This is a genomic window from Streptomyces sp. CB01201 (genome assembly GCF_002803085.1).
Lineage (GTDB): Bacteria > Actinomycetota > Actinomycetes > Streptomycetales > Streptomycetaceae > Streptomyces > Streptomyces hundungensis.
Genome location: NZ_NNBJ01000014.1, coordinates 1 through 19,947, shown reverse-complemented (window position 1 = coordinate 19,947; position 19,947 = coordinate 1). Strand labels below are relative to the sequence as shown.

Here is a 19,947-nt window from a genome sequence, read left to right as displayed (position 1 = left end):
GCGACGGCGGAGAGTGGGGAGAACACGATGGAATTCGGTGTGCTGGGGCCGTTGTGCGTGCGAGTGAACGGGGAGACGGCCGCGCCGAGTGCCCCGAAGCTGCGGAACGTGCTGACGATGCTGCTCGTCCACACGGGACAGGTGGTGCCCGCGCCTTCCCTGGTGCGGGAGTTGTGGGACGATGATCCACCCGTCAGCGGTCTGGCGACGCTCCAGACGTATGTCCTGAACCTGCGCAAGATGTTCTCCGCCGTCACCGGGCTGACCGCCGGCGAGGTGTCCCGCGACATCCTGGTGACCCGGGCGGGCGGCTATCTCCTGGCGACCGAGGCCGGAGTGCTGGACCTGCACCGCTACCGGCGCCTGGTGACCGCGGGCCGCGAGGCCCTGTCGCGCGGCGACGACGCGGCCGGGGTGCGGGATCTGAACGAGGCGCTCCTGCTGTGGCGGGGTCCCGCTCTGGTGGACGTTCCGGTCGGACGGGTGCTGGAGAGCAGGCGCCAGCAGCTGGAGGAGTCCCGGCTCGCCGCGTTCGAGTGCCTGGTCGACGTGCAGCTGCGGCTCGGCCTGTACCGCGAGGTGCTGGCCGAGCTGGCGGCCCTCACGGTCGAGAACCCGCTGTACGAGGGGCTGCACGGCCAGTACATGTGGGCCCTTCACCTCAGCGGGCGCCGGGCGCAGGCACTCCAGGTCTTCCACCGGCTGCGGGTCGCGCTGGTCGCCCATCTCGGTCTGGAGCCGAGCCCACGGGTGCAGCGGCTGCACCAGGCGGTGCTGAACGCGGACCTCGACTTCGAGCCCCGGTTCGTCGGCCGCGTCCCGGTCGCCGCGCCGGCCTCGGTCTTCGGCAGGGGCCGGGCCTACTGAGGTCCCGGTACCCACAGGTGATTGCGCGGCCGGGTCCCGCGTGGCTAGGGTCTCATCTAGACAAACTTGATTAGCTCGGAGGGGCCATGCCGGATGAGCAGCAGCCGGAGCAGCAGGACGAGACACCCGTCGACAGCCCGACGGGCTGGGTCGCCGCGCACATACGCCGATACGACCGCAGCGGCGGCAAGGAGGGGGCGAAGTGGTACGGGCTCGACACCCTGCTGCTCACCACCCGGGGCCGGAAGTCCGGCCGGCTGCGGCGCACCGCGGTGATCTACGGCCGGGACGGTGACAACGTCATCGTGGTCGGCTCGAACGGCGGAAAGCCCGAGCATCCGCTCTGGTATCTCAATCTGGTCGCTTCGCCCGAGGCCCATGTGCAGATCGGCGAGGAGCATCTCGACGTGCGGGCACGCACGGCGAATGCCGAGGAGAAGCCGGAACTCTGGAAACTCATGGCGGGGATTTTCCCGCAGTACAAGAGTTACCAGAAGAAGACCACCAGGGAGATTCCCGTGGTGATCCTGGAACCGGTGACGCCGTAACCGCCCAAGGCAATGGCGGCGAGCTCCGGCCGAATGACCGGAGCAATGTCATGACAGGGAAGGAAGGGTGTTTGTGTTGAACGAATTCACGCGCCGCGGATTCCTCGGCAGTGCGGCCGCGGTCGGTGGAGCGGCCGTGGTGACCGCGGCCGTACCGGGCGCCTCGGCCGCCGAGGCGGCCGCACCGGCAGCGGCGCAGGGCGGCGCGTGCGGCCCCGCGACCGGGCTCGTCCAGGTGGACCGGACCGACCGGCGCTACCAGGACCTGATCTCGCGGGGCTTCAACGGGCGCTTTCGCGGCAGACCCGACACCGTGTACGTCGTGCACACCGCGGACCAGGTCGTCGACGCGGTGAACCGGGCCCTGGAAGCGGGCCGGCGGATCGCCGTGCGCAGCGGCGGGCACTGCTTCGAGGGCTTCGTGGACGACCCCGCCGTCCGGGCCGTCATCGACATGTCCGAGATGAGACAGGTCTGCTACGACGCCGCCAGGCGGGCGTTCGCCGTGGAGCCGGGCGCCACTCTCGGCGAGGCCTACCGCACCCTGTACCTCGACTGGGGCGTGACCATTCCGGCCGGCGTCTGCCCTCAGGTCGGGGTCGGCGGCCATGTCCTGGGAGGCGGCTACGGCCCGCTCTCCCGTCGCGACGGGGTGGTGGCCGACCATCTGTACGCCGTCGAGGTCGTCGTCGTGGACGCCTCGGGCCGGGCCCGCAAGGTCGTGGCCACCAGCGCGGCGGACGACCCCAACCGCGAGCTGTGGTGGGCCCACACCGGCGGAGGCGGCGGCAACTTCGGGATCGTCACGCGGTACTGGTTCCGCACCCCCGGAGCCACCGGCAACGACCCCTCCGCCCTGCTCCCCAAGGCGCCCCGGTCGACCCTGCGGCACCTCGTGACCTGGGACTGGTCCGCGCTCACCGAGGCGGCGTTCACCCGGATCATCGCCAACCACGGGGCCTGGCACCAGCGCAACAGTGCCGCCGGCACCCCGTACGCCAGTCTGCACAGCGTCTTCTACCTCAACAGCCGGGCGGCCGGGCAGATCCTGCTCGACACCCAGATCGACGGCGGACTCGACGGCGCCGAGGGGCTGTTGAGCGACTTCGTGGCCGCGATCAACGAGGGCACCGGGGTACAGCCCGCCGTCCAGCGGAGCACGGAGCCCTGGCTGCGCGCCACGCTGGCCAACAAGTTCGACACGGGGGGCTTCGACCGGACCAAGTCGAAGGGCGCGTATCTGCGCAAGCCGTGGACCGCCGCCCAGTCCGCCACCCTCTACCGGTATCTGAGCGCCGACTCCCCGGTCTGGGGCGAGGTCTCGCTCTACTCCTACGGCGCGAAGGTCAACACCGTGCCGGAGACGGCCACCGCCACCGCCCAGCGGGACTCCATCATCAAGGTGTGGATGTCCGCGACGTGGATGGATCCCACCCAGGACGACGCGAACCTCGCCTGGATCCGGGCGATCTACCGCGATGTCTTCGCCACCACCGGCGGCGTTCCGGTGCCCGACGACCGCACCGAGGGCACCTTCATCAACTACCCCGACATCGATCTCGCCGACCCGGCCTGGAACACCTCCGGAGTGCCCTGGCACACCCTCTACTACAAGGGGAACTATCCGCGCCTCCAGAAGGTCAAGGCCCGCTGGGACCCGAAGAACGTCTTCCGGCACGCGCTGTCCGTGCAACTGCCCGGCTGATGGCGGCGAAGGGGCGGTCACCGCCCCTTCGCCGCGGGCGGGTCCGCTCAGCGCCGCCCGCCCTCGGCCCGGTCGGCGAGAAACAGGCCGCGGCCCGACTGGATCTTCTCGACGAAGGTGACCCGCAGGCCGGCGCGGGTGAACGCCTCCTCGTACTCGGCCCGCGTGAAGAGGGTCAGGGAGTGCTGCTCCGCGAAGTGCTCCACCCCGCTGCCGGGTTCGGCCACCACGTAGTGCACGACCATGTGCGAGATGTGCCCCTGCCGCTCGGTGTGGGAGACGCGGGTCATGGTCCGGCTCCCCACGGTCACCGTGTCCGCGCTGACATGGCGGTCGAGGGAGGTTTCCAGGAACCACCACGGGTCGACCGCCACGACCCCGCCCGGCGCGAGATGGTCCGCGAACGACCGCAGGGTCGTGGTCAGTTCGGCGGTGTCCTTCAGATAGGCGATCGCGCCGAACATGCAGGTGATCACGTCGTAGGAGCGCCCCAGGGACAGGTCGCGCATGTCACCGCCGTGCAGCACGGCGGCGGGCACGGCGGCGCGGGCCATCGCCAGCATGGCGTCGGACAGCTCCAGCCCCTCGACCTTGTCGAAGAGTGCGGCGAAGTGACGCAGATGCGCGCCGGTGCCACAGGCGACGTCCAGCAGCGAGGCCGCCTGCGGATTCCAGCTCCTGACGAGTTCCGTGACGGTGGCCGCCTCCGCGCGGTAGTCCTTGCCGCGCGACTCGTGGAGCAGCTCGTAGATCTCGGCCATCCCGGATCCGTACATCGCGGTCTCCCCTCCCTCAGCCGGAACTGCTGAAATTGTCGACGTGCTCCGCGGCCCAGCTCGCGAAGGTGCGGGCTTCCCGGCCCGTGACCTTGTGCACCACATCGGTCACCGGGCCGGGGGCGGCGGCCGATGCCGCGAGGTAGTCGAGCAGCATCTCGACGACCTCGGGCGGCATGAAACCGCTCATCGCCGCGCGCCCGGCCGCACGGCTCAGCTCCTCGAAGCGGATCTCCCGGCCGATCGCTTCCGCCAGGACGCGGACCTGCTCGATCTGTGTCAGTGCCGCGGGGCCCGTCACCAGGTACCGCGCGCCCGCGTGTCCGTCCTCCAGCAGGGCGGCCACCGCCACCGCCGCGATGTCGGCCTCGTGGACGACCGCCCGGGCGGCCTTGCCGTACGGGGCGCGCACCACGTTCTCCGTACGGATGGAGTCCCCCCACTTCCAGAGGGCATTGCCGGCGAACTCGTCGGGGCGTACGAAGGTCCAGTCCACGCCGCTTTCCTCGACGGCCCGTTCGACCGCCCGGTGGTGCTGGTGGCTGGGGTTGTCGGCGTCCTCAAGGACCGAACTGGACGACAGGACGACGATGTGCCGGACCCCCGCGTCCCGGGCCAGCGCCGCCACCTCGCGGGCGGTCCCGGGCACCGGGAAGAGGTACATCCGGTCGATGCCCACCAGGGCCTTCGGCAGGGTCCCCGGCTGCTCCAGATCACCCTGGACGACCTCGACTCCCGCTGGCAGCGCGGCAGTTGACGGAGTCCGGGTGAGCGCCCGCACATGATGTCCCATGGCCACCAGGCCGTCCGCGACATGGCGGCCGACCCTGCCCGTGGCACCGGTCAGCAGGATGTTCAAAGGCTCCTCCTCGGCAGGCGGGCGTGCTCCCCGGCGGCATGCCGGAGAGGTGGTTCCAGGACGCCAAGGCTGTCGCGCCGGGCTGGAGGGTCCCGCGAGGCCCGATGGACCGGGGCTGCCCGCGCCGCTCAAGGAGGAATGGAGCGGTCCTTCAGGCGATTTCACGCGGGCGCGGGCAGGCTGGCGGGACATCGTCCGCGAGACTGTGAGGAATCGCCATGTCATTGGCCGATCGCAAGGCGCTGTGCCTGGAGATGGTCGCCGCCTGGAACCGGTGGGATCTGAGCGGGATCATCAAGCACTGGTCGCCGGACATCGTGCACTACTCCGAAGACAGCGAGGTGAGTTCCGCCGACATGATCAAGCTCATGGAGGGCGGGTTGAAGGCGTTCCCCGATCTCCGGCTCGAAGTGAAGAGCATCATGGCCGAGGAGGACCGGGTCATCCTGCGGATCACCGTGACCGCCACCCACCAGAACGAGTTCATGGGCGTGAAACCGACCGGCCGGCCCGTGAGTTGGCACCTGGTGGAGGAGCTGCGCTTCGCGGACGGCAAGGTCGTCGAGCACTGGGACGTCATCAACATGCGCCCCCTGCTGGTGCAGTTGGGCAAGCTGCCGGACGTTCCGAAGGTGGAGCTTGAGGCGAGCAGCTGAGCCGTCACACAGCTCAACCGCCCGTCGGCCGCCGGGAGTTCGGGGACGGTGCGTGCTCCGTCACCGCCGCCGGCGGTTCACTATGCTGACGCCCAGGCGGGCGGCGGGCAGGCGGTACGCCGCACCAGGCGGAACGGGGTGATGATGTCGGCGACGCGGCTGTTGGTCCTCGGAGTGGTACGCGGTTTCGGCAGGACGCACGGCTACCGGGTGCGGGCCGAGCTGCTGTCCTGGGGGATCGACGACTGGGCGAACGTCAAGCCCGGATCGATCTATCACGCGCTGCGCCAGCTGGCGAAGGCCGGACTCATGGAGGCCAGCGAGATCGCGCACTGGCCGGGGCGGGTGGACTACAGCGTGACCCCCGAGGGGGACGCGGAGTTCTTCCGGCTGCTCGTCGACGCCCTGGAACGGCCCGAGCACCGGGCCGACATGCTCAGCGCCGGCCTCGCCCTGATGCCCGCGCTCCCCCGCGACCGCGCCGTCGCGGCCCTCGCCACCCGCCTGGACATCCTGGAGGCACAGCAGGCGGCACTCCGGGGGGAATCCACGGCGGCCCGCGCCGACGGCCTGCCGCCGCATCTGAGCGAGCTGTGGACCATGCGCACGCGGTATGCCGACCTCGGTGTGGAGTGGACGCATGACCTGCTGGAACGGGTGAGGGCAGGGGAGTACGAGATGGCCGGCGAGCACGGAGACGCCTTCGGGATGCCGGGAGCCTGGCATGCCCCCGTCGAGTCGCCGGCGTACTGATCGTTCTCTCCTGACCCACTAATCAAACTTGCATAGTTGGCTCCTCGTGCTCTAGCTTTGAGGGAGTGGTCAAATTTGAATATTGACCCTGGGTGCCGCTCGTTTCCCGCCCTTCCACCCCTCAGAGTCCCTCCCGTGTGCCTGCCGTGGGCGCAGTCCCTCGTGGCGCATCAGGACCAAGGAGTCACAGATTGAGTTCGCAATCCACTCTTGCCATCGAGACGTCGGGCCTCGTCAAAGTCTTCGGTGAGACCCGCGCCGTCGACGGCGTCGACCTGGCCATCCCCCAGGGCGTCGTCTACGGGGTGCTGGGACCCAACGGCGCGGGCAAGACGACGACGATCCGGATGCTGTCCACCCTGCTGACCCCGGACGGCGGAACCGCCCGGGTGCTCGGGCACGATGTCGTCAAGGAGGCCGAGGCGGTGCGCAGCCGGGTGAGCCTCACCGGCCAGTTCGCCTCGATCGACGAGGACCTCACCGCCACCGAGAACCTGACCCTGCTCGCCAGGCTGCTGGGCTTCTCCCGCGCACAGGCCGCGGACCGGTCCGAGGAGCTGCTCGCGGCCTTCGACCTCACCGATGCCGCCGGACGGCAGGCCAAGACCTTCTCCGGGGGCATGCGCCGCCGGCTCGACATCGCCGCCAGCCTCGTGATCACCCCCGACCTGCTCTTCCTGGACGAGCCGACCACCGGCCTCGACCCGCGCAGCCGCAACCAGGTGTGGGACAGCGTGCGGGCGATGGTGGCCCTGGGCACCACGATCCTGCTCACCACGCAGTACCTGGACGAGGCCGACCAACTGGCCGACCGGATCGCCGTCATCGACCACGGCCGGGTCATCGCCGAGGGCACCACGGGCGAACTCAAGGCATCGGTCGGCACCGGCGCTCTGCACGTACGGCTCGTCAACGCCGAAAGCCGCCCCGAGGCCTCCCAGTTACTCACCCGGACGCTCGCGTCACCGGTCTTCCAGGAGTCCGACCCGTTCGCGCTCTCCGTGCGGACCGACGACAACGACCGGGTGGTCCGAGCCCTGGCCGAACTCGCCCGCGCCGAGATCGCCGTCTCGGACTTCGCATTCGGCCGACCCAGTCTCGACGAGGTCTTCCTGGCCCTGACCGGGCGCCCCGCCGAAGACAGCACCGCCAACGAAGAGGACGCGGCATGACCATCACATCCGAGACGGCGGCCACCCCGGGCGTGCCCGCCGACGCCCTGCGCAAGGCCCTCACCAGCCAGATCCGCCCCTCTCGCCCCAACCCGCTGACGGCGGTGCGGGTCTCGGCCTGGCGGACGATGCGGAAGATGAAGCACTACGGCGTGGCGGTGCTGTTCGACGTCACGCTGATGCCCATCGTCTTCCTGCTGACCTTCACCTACCTCTTCGGCGGCGCGTTCGCCGGGTCGACCAAGGAATACCTCCAGTACTTCCTGCCCGGCGTCCTCGTGCAGACGGTCGTGATGCCGACGGTCTACACCGGCACCGCGCTCAACATGGACATCACCCGGGGCATCTACGACCGCTTCCGGACCCTGCCGTTCTGGCAGCCGGCCACCATCGTGGGAAGCATCCTCGGCGACATCTTCCGTTACGTGCTGGCCCTGACCACCACGATGGCCGTCGGCCTCGCCCTCGGCTTCCGGCCCGACGGCGGGGTGGGCGGAGTGCTGGCCGCGATGCTCCTCCTGCTGGTCTTCGCGGTGAGCGTCAGCTGGATCTTCGCCGCGCTCGGCGTGGTCGCCAAGGCGCCGGAGACGGTGTCCGGCTCCAGCATGCTGGTGATGTTCCCCCTGGTCTTCACGAGCAACATCTTCGTGCGGCCCGAGACGATGCCGGGCTGGATGGAGGCGATCGTCAACGCCAACCCGGTCAGCAGGGCGGCCACCGCCGTACGCGGACTGGTCCACGGCGACGCGAGTGGCACCGACATCGGCTGGGTCCTGCTGGCGTGCGGCGTCATCACGCTGATCTTCGCCCCGCTGACCATGCACCTGTACCGCGCCAAGAGCCGCGTCTAGCGGCACCCTCCGAACGAGCCACGGCAGCCGGGGTCGGTTGTCCACCCCCGTCGGCCGGCCCCGAGCTGCCGTGGCTTGCCTCCCCGACCGAAGCGGCGCCTGCGAGGTGAAGAGCCCTCGCAGGCGCCGCCAGGTCGTGCCGAAAGCAACGGGCAGGGTGCGTTCCGTCGGACAAGCGTAGAAGGAATACCGGATTCCGGCGAAGGTGAACGGCGACCCCTTCGCCCACCCCAACTCGCGCCCCGCACGGATAACTTGAGCAGGTCCGCCCATTATCCTGCCGAGTTTCCGCTTCCTGGCATTCCGGCCGATTAAAATCGACCAGGAATTCCTATATCTTCCCGGTACGCCGTGAGAGGCTGGAGCAGCGCCGCCAGACTCACTGACTCGTTCGGCTCGTCCGGGGGGAAGAGATGCAAGGTTCTGCTCTGCACCATGACCCGCACGTCGAACAGGAGGACGCGCGAAGCAGACACCTCGCCCTCGGGACCGCCGTCGCCATCACCTTCGCCGTGCTCGTCGCGTTCTTCGGCATCGGCGTGGGCTATCTGCTGGAGGACCGCCCCTCACCTGCCGGTCTGGCCAGCGGCATGACCACTCTCTTCTTCGTCTATGGGCTCCAACTGATCCATTCCTTCCCGCACCTCCTGCCGCGACTGGCCGGCCTCCAGTACTGGAGCTTCGGGTGCCAGGCCGTCCTCACCTACGTTCCGTTTCTCGCCTATGCCGAGGCATGGCTCGCCACCCCGGGGTTTCTCGCCGGCTCCGCCCTGCTCGTGCTGCCGTTTTGGTGGAGATGGCTGATCTACGCGCTGGCCGTGGGGTCGGCCGGCCTGCTGGTGCTGGGGACGGGAATGGGCCGCGGTTCGCTCTGGTACGGGACCATCGCGACCGCGCTGACCGGTCTTGTGGTCTACGGCCTCTCCGAGCTGACCCGTCTCGTCGAGGAGGCCCACCGCACCCGGAACGAGCTGACCAGGATGGCCCTGGAGGCGGAACGGCTGCGGTTCTCCCGCGATCTGCACGACCTGCTGGGCATCAGCCTGACCACGATCGCCTTCAAGTGCGAACTGGCTCGACGGCTGCCGCCTTCCAAACACGCCCGCCTGCGCCAGGAGTTGACGGAGATCCTGGACACCACGCAGCGGGCGTTCGCCGATGTGCGGGCCGTCTCGCAGACCTACCGCGCCATGTCACTGAGTACGGAGATCGACACCCTCTTCGCCATTCTCCGGGACATGGGCATCCGCGCCGTGTCCCGGGGCAGCGCCGGACCTCTGCCGTCCGACGTCGAGACGACACTGGCGACGGTGCTGCGCGAGGGCATCACCAATGCGCTCCGGCACAGCCGGGCCGGAAGCTGCATCGTCCAGCTCAGCCGCGAACCGGGCGCGGTCCGACTGATCGTGACCAACGACGGGATCCAGGAGACCCCGGTCAGTCCCACCAGCGGAACGTTGCTGGGAAGCGGCCTCACCAACCTCCGCGAACGCCTCGAAGCGCTGGAGGGCCGGCTCAACATCGAGATCGTCGACGACACATGGTTCTCCCTGACGGCAGTCGTCCCGCTCCCGGCAGCGGCCCAGGAGCCGAGACGCCGCTTCCTGCGTCCTCCCGCCGCAGCCGTGCGCCCGCCGGAGGGAGACGCACCACTCGGCCGTGCCGGCCGGGGCCGGACAGCGGCCTGAACGCGGAGGCCTGAGCCGAAGGACGACGGGGCGGTACCCGAGGCCGGCGGAACGCGCTCGCCCCGCCTCAGATCCAGCCGCTCTCGCGCGCGATCCGTACCGCGTCCATACGGTTGCGGGCGCCCAGTTTCACCACGGCGCTGTTCAGGTAGTTGCGCACCGTGCCCGGCGAGAGGAACAGCCTGCGGGCGATGGCCGCGGTGCCCTCGCCCGCGGCGGCGAGCCGGAGGACCTCCAGCTCGCGGGGCGCCAGCGGCTGCGTCACGTCCTGGAGTGCCGCGATCGCCAATTGGGGGTCGATCGCCGTCTCCCCGGAGGCCACCGCCCTGATCGCGCCCATGAGTTGGGCCGGATCGGCGTCCTTGCGCAGGAAGCCGGTGGCCCGGGTGGCCAGGGCTCGGCGCAGGGTGCTGGGGTTGCCGAGCCCTGTGAGCATGAGGATCCGGCAGTCGGGCAGGACGGTACCCAGCGCGGCGGCCGCGGAGATGCCGTCCATGCCGGGCAGACCGATGTCGAGCACAGCCACATCCGGTTGCAGGGCGATTGCCTTGGGGACGATCTCGTCGCCGGATTCGACTTCGGCCACCACTTCGAAGTCCGCTTCCAATGAGAGGATTTCGACCAGCGCTCGGCGCAGCATCGCCATGTCCTCGGCAATCAGAATCTTTATCATGGACCTCTCGCATCGACCGCCCGCAAGGCCCATGCTCCATGCTCCCACCCGGAATGCCAAGACGACGGCCTGCCAAGTTGATGATGTGGCCGATGAGTTGTCCCTGGTGAGGACGTGGCCGCGCCCCGGCGGGAAGCCCCTGGTGTCCGAGGGTCGGAATCAACCCGCCTGGATCTTGAGACGGTCGGCCGCCCGATCGCCCCGCCGGCCGACCGGGACCAGACCGGTGGCCGCGCCGAGACCGGCCGCCGACTCCGGCATGTTCAGGTACACCGACTCGTACGACCCGGCGGGCACGACATACGTCTCGTGCCAGATCCCGACGTGGCCCCGGCCCGCCCGGGCCCGGCGGTTGAAGGCCGCCCAGGCCGGTCGGTGCTCCTTGTCCGCGGCGGACGCGTAGGCCAGCAGCTTCTCCTTGGACTCCCAGTACTGGATCACGCCGATCAGGCGCGGCCCACCGAGCACGGGCCGGTAGCCGAGCAGCCCGACGCCCTGCTCCTTCTCCCTTTCCAGCTCCTTCAGCATCCGCGGCATGGCCGCCGAGACGGGCAGCCAACTGCGCAGCGCCCTGAAGCTGTTGATGCGCATTCCGATGAGAAAGACGACCACGTCTCCCTCGGCGGCGGCGGTCATGCGCCCCGGGACCGGCTTGTCGTTCATGACGTTCCCCCTGTCACGATTCCTGGCCATTGGATAGCCGAACTATCCATGATTGGATAGTGACACTCTCCAATGAACGACGCAAGGGGGAACCGGCGTGAAACTGGCGGAACTGAGCGAACGCAGCGGGGTCTCCACGGCCACGATCAAGTACTACCTGCGCGAGGGGCTGCTGCCGCCGGGCCGCCGGGTCACGGCCACCCGGTCCGCGTACGACGACAGCCACCTCCAGCGCCTGAGGCTGGTGCGCGCCCTGATCCAGGTCGGCCGGGTTCCGGTGGCCACCGCCCGGGAGGTGCTCGCCGCCCTGGAGGACGACTCCCTCGACCACCACCACCGCCTGGGCATCGCGGTAGGAGCGCTGCCGGGCGCAGCCGAACCCGACCCCGGGGCCCCCGCCGCGGACCTCGCCCGGCACACCGTCGACGCACTGCTCTCCCGGCTCAACTGGCGGGAAGGCGCGCACGCCTGCGGCCCGGGCTCCCCCGCCTACGGCACGCTCGTCGACGCGGTGGGGGCGCTGGTCCGGCTCAACTACCCGTGCGCCGTCGACGACTTGCTGCCCTACGCGCGGGCGGCCGCCGAACTGGCGGTGACGGACCTCGATCTGGTGGAGCGTTACGACTCCCCCGACGCACAGGTGGAGGCGGCGGTGGCCCTGACCGTGCTGTACGAGCCGGTACTGCTCAGCCTGCGCAGGATCGCCGAGGCGCGGGAGTCCGGGCGGCGCTTCACGAGCGGGTGACCGGGCGGCGGGGTGGCGCGAAGCCGCCCCCCCTGAGCAGGGCAGGGCAGGGCAAACGAAAAGGCCCTCCGCAAGATGCGAAGGGCCCATTCTCTGTGCGTACCCCCGACCGGATTCGAACCGGCGCTACCGCCTTGAGAGGGCGGCGTGCTAGGCCGCTACACAACGGGGGCCTACTTGCCTTTTCGGACCTTCGACGAAGGTCCAGGATCTTGAAATGACCCGCTGGGCTACCAGGACTCGAACCTAGAATGACGGTACCAGAAACCGTAGTGTTGCCAATTACACCATAGCCCATGGTGGTTTAGACCAGTACCCCCGACCGGATTCGAACCGGCGCTACCGCCTTGAGAGGGCGGCGTGCTAGGCCGCTACACAACGGGGGCCCTAGCGATCCTGCATCAGGTTCACCGGGAGCGACCCTGGTGATCCCGCGGGAAGGATCTGTACCCCCGACCGGATTCGAACCGGCGCTACCGCCTTGAGAGGGCGGCGTGCTAGGCCGCTACACAACGGGGGCCTTGCAGATAAAGCTCTGCGAGCTGGGCTACCAGGACTCGAACCTAGACTAACGGAACCAGAAACCGTCGTGCTGCCAATTACACCATAGCCCACCAAAACGCAACCCCCGTCGGGGGTTTTGCTTGGCTTGCGCTTCCGGTTCGGGGTTTTTCGTCCCGTTCCCCTTGGCGCAGGAAGAACATTACCCGAAGGTGTCCGGCGCTCCAAAACGGGTATCGCGGCGCAGCAGGCCGGGGAGCTGGGCAAGTCCGGTGATGCGTACGAGTTCGGGCCTGCCGCCCTGCCCCGACCGGTCCAGCCAGACCGCCTTGAGCCCCGCCTCGACCGCCCCGCGTGCGTCGATGTCCGGCTGGTCGCCCACGTAGACGACCTCCTCGGGCGGCAGCCCGAGCGCCTCGCAGCCGGCGAGGAAGGCGGCCGCCTGCGGCTTGGCTACGCCGAGTTCGACCGCGCAGAGCAGCGCCTCGAAGCGGTCCCGGACGCCCAGGATCCGCAGCTTCCGCTCCTGGTTGTGCAGGGAGGAGTTGGACAGGACGGCATGCCGGTAGTCGTCGGCGAGGACGTCGAGAACGGGCAGCGTGTCCGGGAACAGGCTCCAGGCGGCCTCGTAGTGCGCGATGTGCCGCTCGAACCAGGCCTCGGCCAGCTCGTCGCTCATGGCCGCGCCGAGGAACGACCGCACGCGGTCGCGCCGCTGCCCGTGCCAGTCCGTCTCCCCGGCGGCGAACCGGGCCCAGTGGAAGGCGGTCAGTTCGTCCCAGCCGTCGAGGGCCGCCTCCAGGGACTCGTACGCGGGGGGCAGGCCCTCGATGTCGAGGTGCGCGCGCATGCCGGAGCGGGAGGCCGCGGCGAAGTCGAAGATCGTGTCGTCGATGTCCCAGAGGACGGCGCGGATGGCCATGCTTCGAGCTTAGGCCGCCCGCCCGGCAGGCGGCCCGGGTTTTCTGGCACAGGCGGCGGGCCGGCGGCTCAGGGGACCAGCGCCTCGGCGGGAACGACGAAGAAGTCGGTGACGAAGCAGGTGACCGCGCCGGCCTCGTCCCTGCCTATCCAGGTCGGGTACGCCCCATCGCCCCACCCCGAGGTGAAGGCGATCAGGTTGTGGCCGGACGCGGGGTCGGTGACGGTGTGCGGGCCCGGTGAGGGCGGAACGGTGTCGAAGGCGTCCCACAGCGGGCCCTCGTCGCCCGCGCAGTCGGGGAAGGACCCGTCGGACCCGGCGTCGTAGAAGCATCCGGTGCCGGCGTCGACCCCGTAGCCGAAGAACTCCTCGTCATCCAGCTCGGCCAGCTCCTGCCCCGGCTGGAGCGCGAGCTCCCAGGAGACGGCGGGGACGTCCTGGATGACGAGCCGCGCGGCGGCCACCCGCAGATGCGGCCCGTCCACCTCCGGCTCCCCCGGCCGCACCAGGGTGGCCAGGGCCGCTTCCACCGGATAGCGCCCCGGCTCCACCCGCGCCGTGAACGGCTCGGCCTCCCCGGCCCCCAGCGAGACGAACGGGTCACAGGCGATGACCCGCCCGGTGTGCAGCCACAACTCCCCGCCGCGGACCACACTCATCGTGCCGGTACTGCCCGACTCCTCCTCGAACACGTTGCCCGGGGTGAAGTGCCAGGAGAAGTCGGGGGCGGGCATGGGCATGAGGGTCTCCCGGTGAGGCGTGGCGACGGCGGTCCGCAGCGTTGCGCGCACTGCCCGAAGAACATAACTCGCCCCACCGACATCCGATTCGGGGCGGCACCCGTCGGGCCACCGTGCCTGCTCCAGAAGCAACTCCCTTACCTCTGGGGCCCGTTGCCAAGCTCCTCGCACCGCGGAGCCCGGCCCGCTCTGGCCGCGCGGCGGATGGGACAGGACGGAGGGGCGGCAGCCGGATCGGCTGCCGCCCCTCGATCGGGCCCTGCCCTCCGGCTACGCCGCCAGCTTCGCCAGCGCCGCGTCGATGCGGGCCAGGGTCTTCTCCTTGCCCAGGATCTCCAGGGACTCGAAGAGCGGGAGGCCGACCGTGCGGCCGGTGACGGCCACGCGGACGGGGGCCTGGGCCTTGCCGAGCTTCAGGCCGTGCTGCTCGCCCGCCGCCAGGACCGCGTTCTTCAGGGACTCCGGGGACGTCCAGTCCGCCGACTCCAGCTTCTCCCGGGCCGTGCGCAGGAGCTCGTCCGAGCCCTCCTTCATCGCCTTCGCCCAGGACGCCTCGTCCTCGACCGGCTGGTCCAGGAAGAGGAAGTCGACGTTGGCCGTGATGTCCGAGAGGACGGTCACGCGGGTCTGGGCGTGCGGGGCGATCGCCTGCCAGGCCTTCTCGTCGAACGCCTCGGGGGCCCAGTTCGCGTGCGGCGCGCGCAGCCACGGCTCGCAGGCCGCGGCGAACGCCTTCTCGTCCAGCATGCGGATGTGGTCCGCGTTGATGGACTCGGCCTTCTTCAGGTCGAAGCGGGCCGGGTTGGCGTTGACGTCCGCGATGTCGAACTTCGCGACCATGTCCTGGATCGAGAAGACGTCCTGGTCCGCGGAGAACGACCAGCCCAGGAGGGAGAGGTAGTTCAGGAGGCCCTCGGGCAGGAAGCCGCGCTCGCGGTAGACGTTCAGGGACGCCTGCGGGTCGCGCTTGGAGAGCTTCTTGTTGCCCTCGCCCATCACGTACGGCAGGTGGCCGAAGGTGGGGACCTGCTTGGCGATGCCCAGCTCGATCAGCGCCTTGTAGAGCGCGATCTGGCGCGGGGTCGAGGAGAGCAGGTCCTCGCCGCGCAGGACGTGGGTGATCTCCATCAGGGCGTCGTCGACCGGGTTCACGAGGGTGTAGAGGGGCGCCCCGTTCGCACGGACGATGCCGTAGTCGGTGACGTTCTCCGCCTGGACGGTGATCTCGCCGCGGACCAGGTCCGTGAAGGTGGTCGCCTCGTCGGGCATCCGGAAGCGGACGACGTGGCTGCGGCCCTCGGCCTCGTAGGCCTGCTTCTGCTCGGCGCTCAGGTCGCGGCAGTGGCCGTCGTAGCCGGACGGCTTGCCGGCGGCGCGGGCCGCCTCGCGGCGGGCGTCCAGCTCCTCGGTGGTGCAGTAGCAGTTGTACGCGTGGCCGGCGGCGAGCAGCTTTTCGGCGACATCGCGGTAGATGTCCATGCGCTGCGACTGGCGGTACGGCGCGTGCGGACCGCCCACCTCCGGGCCCTCGTCCCAGTCGAAGCCCAGCCAGCGCAGGGAGTCCAGGAGCTGGTTGTAGGAGTCCTCGCTGTCGCGGGCCGCGTCGGTGTCCTCGATGCGGAAGACGAACGTGCCGCCCTGGTGCCGGGCGAACGCCCAGTTGAACAGGGCGGTGCGGACCAGGCCCACGTGGGGGTTGCCGGTCGGGGAGGGACAGAAACGGACGCGGACCTTCGCGTCCAGGGGGTTAGCCACGCTTGATCACCCTGTTGGTGAGAGTGCCGATGCCTTCGATGGTGACGGCGACTTCGTCGCCGACGTTGAGGGGGCCGACCCCGGCCGGGGTGCCGGTGAGGATGACGTCGCCCGGGAGCAGCGTCATGGCCTCGGTGATGTGGACGACCAGGTCCTCGATGGAGCGGATCATGTCGGCCGTGCGGCCGAGCTGACGCTGTTCGCCGTTGACGGTCGCCTGGATGGCGAGGTCGCTCGGGTCCAGGTCCGTCTCGACCCAGGGGCCCAGCGGGCACGAGGTGTCGAAGCCCTTGGCCCGGGCCCACTGCTTCTCGCGCTGCTGTACGTCACGGGCGGTCACGTCGTTGGCGCAGGTGTAGCCGAAGATGACGTCCTTGACGCGCTCGCGCGGGACCTCACGGCACATGCGGCCGATCACGACGGCCAGCTCGGCCTCGTGGTGCAGCTCGTTGGAGAAGGAGGGGTACTCGATGGTGTCGCCGGAGCCGATCACCGAGGTGGTCGGCTTGAAGAAGGCCACCGGCGCCTCGGGGCGGCCCTGATCGTCGAAGACGGAGTTGCCGAGCTCCTTGGCGTGCTCCGCGTAGTTGCGGCCGATGGCCACGACCTTGTTGGGCAGCACGGGCGGCAGCAGGCGGACCTTGCTCAGCGGCACCTTGGTGCCGGAGAGCTCGAAGTCCGCGTACGGGATGCCCTTGATGATGTCGAGTACGAGACCGTCGGGGCCTTCACCCTCGACGGCTCCGAAGGCGACATTGCCGTCGATGGAGAACCTGGCGATGCGCACGAGTGCTGTCGCCCCTCACTTCGCTTGAGCGGGTACTGGCCGACCGGCCGGAGTCTGACGCTCCAGGCTAACGCGGGCGGGGGCGCAGGCCGTGCGATTCCGCCCGGCCGCGAGGCCGCCCGGCCGTAGCGCCACCGCACGGGGGCGGCCGGTCAGACAGCGGCGGCGGCGTCGGCCCGGGCCGGGGTCTCGGCCTGGGGCGCGGCCGGGGCCTTCATCAGGATGGTGCGGCGCGGGTTGGCCGTCTGGGTCGGCAGTGCGACGGTGTGCTCCGGCTGGGCCGCCCGCTGCAGTTCCTCGGCGTCCGCGAGGTGCGCCAGGGTGGTGCGGCGCGGGTTGGCTATGTTGCGGATGATCATCGTCGTCTTCATCTCTGCTACGAACCCTGTCTTTACGGGCGCCGACGGGCGCCGATTGTCGGTCTGGCCATCCCTGTAAAGCGTCAGGCTAAACATTCGAATTCCCGGCAAAGGGTCGTAGAGACGACGATCAACATGTGAGTTTGCTCACGAATCAAGCCGCAAAAGGGATATAAGGGTCCGTCAACTGCCGTTCCAGGAACGGACATTTAGGCATCGAACCCTTCATTCCGCTCCTGATCATGTCGACTGGGACACCCCCCGCCCGTAAGTGACTCGGGAGCATAAGTCCGTTTTCTCCGTGATCACTTTCTACGTGTTGTGACGCGATACTCACAATGTGTCACTCGGGTCACGGCCCGGTACGCGGGCCTTGTTGGAGATCCGGCACTGTGCTGGAATTCCACGCACCGCCGCGGGTCACTGACCGGTGCGCAGGGGCGCAACGCAGCGCCGGGTGAGCGGCGGGAGGGGGAGCAGGACAAGCGCCGGTCACTCAGACCACACAGGGGGCGCGCAGTGCCCCCATGACGCCGACACCGTCCCATCCGCCTTGAGCGGGGGGACGCCTGGTCCAGAGGTTGCGACGCTAGTGCAGGGACGTTTCAAGAGGGATGGCAGCGCTGCGGCGGAGCAGGAGCCGCAGGGCGGGACTGGCCCCAAGACGGCCAGTTCCTCGCCCCAGCACGCCCAGAACCCCCGGGGCCCCGAGAACCCGACCGCATCGCCGGCCGGTGAGGCGGGCGGCCAGACGGCCCGCACCAGCGGGCCCGCCGGCCCGTCCGCGGGCGACAGCGCCGGTGCCGACCGCAAACCCACGGGTCCCGTGGACACGGGCTCCCGAATAGCCCTGCGCAACTGGCGCATCTCGACCCGACTCGTCGCCCTGCTCGCCCTCCCCGTGGTGGCCGCGACCACCCTGGGCGGGCTGCGCATCCAGCAGTCGATGAACGACATGCAGCAGCTCGACCACATGCAGCTGCTCACCGACATGACCAAGCAGGCGACCGAGCTCGCCGCCGCGCTCCAGACCGAGCGCGACGACTCGGCCGGCCCGCTCTCCACCCAGACCTCCGACGCCCGCGTCCAGACCGACCGCTCGGCCACCGACCTGGTCAGGAAGTCGTTCATCCACGCGACCCAGGACGTCAGCGGCACGGAGAACGACGCCGCCCTGGAGTCGATCCGGCGCAACGTCACCAACATCGCGATCCAGCTCCAGGACCTGGAGAGCATCCGCAGGACCGCCTACAAGGAGGGCTCGACCAACTCCCAGACGGTCGAGTCCTACAGCCGTCTGATCCGCGGTCTGCTCAGCCTCTCCCAGGACATGGCCCAGGCCACCTCCAACCCGGAGATGATCAAGCGGACCCGTGCGCTCGCGGCCTTCTCCTCGGCCAAGGAGTACGCCTCCGTCCAGCGCGCGATCATCGCCGCGGCCCTGCCGGCCACCAAGGACAAGGCGGGCGACCTCACGGAGCCCGACCGCCTCTACGCCAAGGCGGCCCAGGACGGCGAGCGCCAGTCACTGGCCTCGTTCCAGAACGTGTACGAGGCCAACGGCGGCAACTCCACCGAGCTGATGGCCCCGCTCGACAAGGGCAACTCGGAGATCACCGCCGCCAACGCGTACTCGCAGCGGGTGCTCAAGAACACCGGCGGCATCAACCAGGAGCAGCGGCGCTCGTACCTCGACTGGTACGACCAGGACTCCAACAAGATCAACCAGATGAAGACCATCGAGCAGACCCTGCTCGGCGAGATGGAGCAGAAGGCGCGCGAGCTGCGCGACTCCTCGCAGCGCGACGCGATCCTCAACGGTGCGCTGATCCTCATCGTGCTCGGCGTCTCGCTGGTCGGCGCGTTCGTCGTGGCCCGCTCCATGATCCGCTCGCTGCGCCGCCTCCAGGACACCGCGACCCGGGTCGCCCAGGACCGTCTGCCCGAGCTCGTCAAGCAGCTCTCGGAGTCGGACCCGCAGGACGTCGACACCTCGGTGGAGTCGGTCGGCGTGCACTCGCGCGACGAGATCGGCCAGGTGGCCGCGGCCTTCGACGACGTGCACCGCGAGGCCGTCCGCCTCGCCGCCGAGCAGGCCCTCCTCCGGGGCAACGTCAACGCGATGTTCACCAACCTCTCGCGTCGCTCCCAGGGTCTGATCCAGCGTCAGCTCTCGCTCATCTCCGAGCTGGAGTCCCGCGAGGCCGACCCGGACCAGCTGTCCTCGCTCTTCAAGCTGGACCACCTCGCGACCCGTATGCGCCGTAACGGCGAGAACCTCCTCGTCCTCGCCGGTGAGGAGCCGGGCCGGCGCTGGACCCGCCCGGTCCCGCTGGTCGACGTGCTCCGCGCCGCCGCGTCCGAGGTGGAGCAGTACGAGCGCATCGAGCTGGCCGCCGTGCCCGCGACCGAGGTCGCCGGACGCGTGGTCAACGACCTCGTGCACCTGCTCGCCGAGCTCCTGGAGAACGCCACCTCGTTCTCCTCGCCGCAGACCAAGGTCCGCGTCACCGGTCACGCGCTGCCCGACGGCCGCGTCCTGGTCGAGATCCACGACACCGGCATCGGCCTCTCCCCCGAGGACCTCGCCGCGATCAACGAGCGGCTCGCGTCGCCGCCCACCGTGGACGTCTCGGTCTCGCGCCGCATGGGCCTGTTCGTGGTCGGCCGCCTGTCCCTGCGACACGGCATCCGCATCCAGCTGCGCCCGTCGGACTCCGGCGGTACCACCGCGCTCGTCATGCTCCCCGTCGATGTCGCCCAGGGCGGCAAGAAGGTGCCCGGCAAGCCGGGTGCCGGGCAGCCGCAGGCCCCGGCGGGCCAGGGCGGCCGGCCCGGTCTCGCGGGCGGTCCGCCCTCGCGTGCCGGTCTCGCGGCCGGCCCGCTCAGCGGCGGCGGCCCGGGCGCTCCCGGCGGTCGGCTCGGCG

At 69.8% G+C, this 19,947-nt stretch carries 19 protein-coding genes and 5 tRNA genes; 10 read left to right on the top strand and 14 right to left on the bottom strand.

Annotated elements, in window-relative coordinates:
• Positions 1-27 precede the first annotated feature (27 nt).
• From CG740_RS27035 to CG740_RS27025, 3 genes are all read left to right on the top strand, one after another.
• Positions 28-867, top strand: a complete 840-nt coding sequence (locus tag CG740_RS27035; RefSeq protein ID WP_100577889.1) for an AfsR/SARP family transcriptional regulator — start codon at positions 28-30, stop codon at positions 865-867.
• Between the two features lie 86 nt (positions 868-953).
• Positions 954-1,415, top strand: coding sequence for a nitroreductase family deazaflavin-dependent oxidoreductase (locus CG740_RS27030; protein ID WP_100577888.1), 462 nt, complete (start codon positions 954-956; stop codon positions 1,413-1,415).
• Positions 1,416-1,491: 76 nt separating this feature from the next.
• Positions 1,492-3,120: an FAD-binding oxidoreductase gene (locus CG740_RS27025; protein ID WP_100578041.1), complete on the top strand. Its 1,629-nt coding sequence runs from the start codon at positions 1,492-1,494 to the stop codon at positions 3,118-3,120.
• Positions 3,121-3,167: 47 nt separating this feature from the next.
• On the opposite strand, the gene CG740_RS27020 is transcribed toward CG740_RS27025, so the two are convergent.
• The gene (locus CG740_RS27020) at positions 3,168-3,896 is read right to left on the bottom strand and encodes a class I SAM-dependent DNA methyltransferase (RefSeq protein ID WP_100577887.1); all 729 of its coding nucleotides are present in this window, start codon (positions 3,894-3,896) and stop codon (positions 3,168-3,170) included.
• A 16-nt stretch (positions 3,897-3,912) separates the two neighbouring features.
• Complete coding sequence (locus tag CG740_RS27015; RefSeq protein WP_100577886.1) at positions 3,913-4,755, bottom strand: NAD(P)H-binding protein; 843 nt, start codon at positions 4,753-4,755, stop codon at positions 3,913-3,915.
• A 218-nt stretch (positions 4,756-4,973) separates the two neighbouring features.
• On the opposite strand from CG740_RS27015, the gene CG740_RS27010 reads away from it, so the two are divergent.
• The 5 genes from CG740_RS27010 to CG740_RS26990 all read left to right on the top strand — a co-directional run bounded on the left by CG740_RS27010 (position 4,974) and on the right by CG740_RS26990 (position 9,875).
• The gene (locus CG740_RS27010) at positions 4,974-5,411 is read left to right on the top strand and encodes an ester cyclase (RefSeq protein ID WP_100577885.1); all 438 of its coding nucleotides are present in this window, start codon (positions 4,974-4,976) and stop codon (positions 5,409-5,411) included.
• Between the two features lie 141 nt (positions 5,412-5,552).
• A complete protein-coding gene (locus CG740_RS27005) occupies positions 5,553-6,164 on the top strand; it encodes a PadR family transcriptional regulator (RefSeq protein ID WP_234376509.1) in 612 nt (203 codons plus the stop codon).
• 191 nt (positions 6,165-6,355) lie between these two features.
• A complete protein-coding gene (locus CG740_RS27000; protein WP_100577884.1) occupies positions 6,356-7,336 on the top strand; it encodes an ATP-binding cassette domain-containing protein in 981 nt (326 codons plus the stop codon).
• Positions 7,333-8,187, top strand: a complete 855-nt coding sequence (locus tag CG740_RS26995) for an ABC transporter permease (RefSeq protein ID WP_100577883.1) — start codon at positions 7,333-7,335, stop codon at positions 8,185-8,187. The genes CG740_RS27000 and CG740_RS26995 overlap by 4 nt, the downstream gene beginning before the upstream one ends.
• Positions 8,188-8,600: 413 nt before the next feature.
• The gene (locus CG740_RS26990) at positions 8,601-9,875 is read left to right on the top strand and encodes a sensor histidine kinase (RefSeq protein ID WP_100577882.1); all 1,275 of its coding nucleotides are present in this window, start codon (positions 8,601-8,603) and stop codon (positions 9,873-9,875) included.
• Positions 9,876-9,942: 67 nt separating this feature from the next.
• Here the strand turns inward: CG740_RS26990 and CG740_RS26985 are convergent, their stop codons facing one another.
• Positions 9,943-10,548, bottom strand: a complete 606-nt coding sequence (locus CG740_RS26985) for a response regulator transcription factor (protein WP_100577881.1) — start codon at positions 10,546-10,548, stop codon at positions 9,943-9,945.
• Between the two features lie 159 nt (positions 10,549-10,707).
• Positions 10,708-11,211 (bottom strand): DUF4188 domain-containing protein, encoded by a 504-nt coding sequence (locus CG740_RS26980; RefSeq protein WP_234376508.1) that lies wholly within the window; start codon positions 11,209-11,211, stop codon positions 10,708-10,710.
• A 97-nt stretch (positions 11,212-11,308) separates the two neighbouring features.
• Between CG740_RS26980 and CG740_RS26975 the strand changes: the two genes are divergently transcribed.
• The gene (locus tag CG740_RS26975; protein WP_100577880.1) at positions 11,309-11,956 is read left to right on the top strand and encodes a MerR family transcriptional regulator; all 648 of its coding nucleotides are present in this window, start codon (positions 11,309-11,311) and stop codon (positions 11,954-11,956) included.
• A gap of 100 nt (positions 11,957-12,056) precedes the next feature.
• On the opposite strand, the gene CG740_RS26970 is transcribed toward CG740_RS26975, so the two are convergent.
• The 10 genes from CG740_RS26970 to CG740_RS26925 all read right to left on the bottom strand — a co-directional run bounded on the left by CG740_RS26970 (position 12,057) and on the right by CG740_RS26925 (position 17,032).
• Positions 12,057-12,129: transfer RNA gene (locus CG740_RS26970), tRNA-Glu, on the bottom strand.
• 52 nt (positions 12,130-12,181) lie between these two features.
• Positions 12,182-12,253: transfer RNA gene (locus CG740_RS26965), tRNA-Gln, on the bottom strand.
• A 16-nt stretch (positions 12,254-12,269) separates the two neighbouring features.
• Positions 12,270-12,342: transfer RNA gene (locus CG740_RS26960), tRNA-Glu, on the bottom strand.
• Between the two features lie 61 nt (positions 12,343-12,403).
• Positions 12,404-12,476 (bottom strand) — tRNA-Glu (locus CG740_RS26955).
• Between the two features lie 22 nt (positions 12,477-12,498).
• Positions 12,499-12,570: transfer RNA gene (locus CG740_RS26950), tRNA-Gln, on the bottom strand.
• Between the two features lie 89 nt (positions 12,571-12,659).
• Positions 12,660-13,379 (bottom strand): HAD family hydrolase, encoded by a 720-nt coding sequence (locus tag CG740_RS26945; RefSeq protein WP_100577879.1) that lies wholly within the window; start codon positions 13,377-13,379, stop codon positions 12,660-12,662.
• Between the two features lie 68 nt (positions 13,380-13,447).
• On the bottom strand, positions 13,448-14,119 hold the full coding sequence (locus CG740_RS26940; RefSeq protein ID WP_100577878.1) for a DUF4241 domain-containing protein: 672 nt from the start codon (positions 14,117-14,119) through the stop codon (positions 13,448-13,450).
• Positions 14,120-14,389: 270 nt separating this feature from the next.
• A complete protein-coding gene (gltX, locus tag CG740_RS26935) occupies positions 14,390-15,874 on the bottom strand; it encodes a glutamate--tRNA ligase (protein WP_100577877.1) in 1,485 nt (494 codons plus the stop codon).
• Positions 15,867-16,661 (bottom strand): fumarylacetoacetate hydrolase family protein, encoded by a 795-nt coding sequence (locus CG740_RS26930; RefSeq protein ID WP_100577876.1) that lies wholly within the window; start codon positions 16,659-16,661, stop codon positions 15,867-15,869. The genes gltX and CG740_RS26930 overlap by 8 nt, the downstream gene beginning before the upstream one ends.
• Before the next feature lie 152 nt (positions 16,662-16,813).
• Positions 16,814-17,032 carry a hypothetical protein gene (locus tag CG740_RS26925; RefSeq protein WP_100577875.1) on the bottom strand — a complete coding sequence of 73 codons (219 nt, stop codon included), beginning with the start codon at positions 17,030-17,032 and terminating at the stop codon, positions 16,814-16,816.
• Between the two features lie 580 nt (positions 17,033-17,612).
• Between CG740_RS26925 and CG740_RS26920 the strand changes: the two genes are divergently transcribed.
• On the top strand, positions 17,613-19,947 hold a 2,335-nt coding region (locus tag CG740_RS26920; RefSeq protein ID WP_159030412.1), incomplete at its 3' end, for a sensor histidine kinase.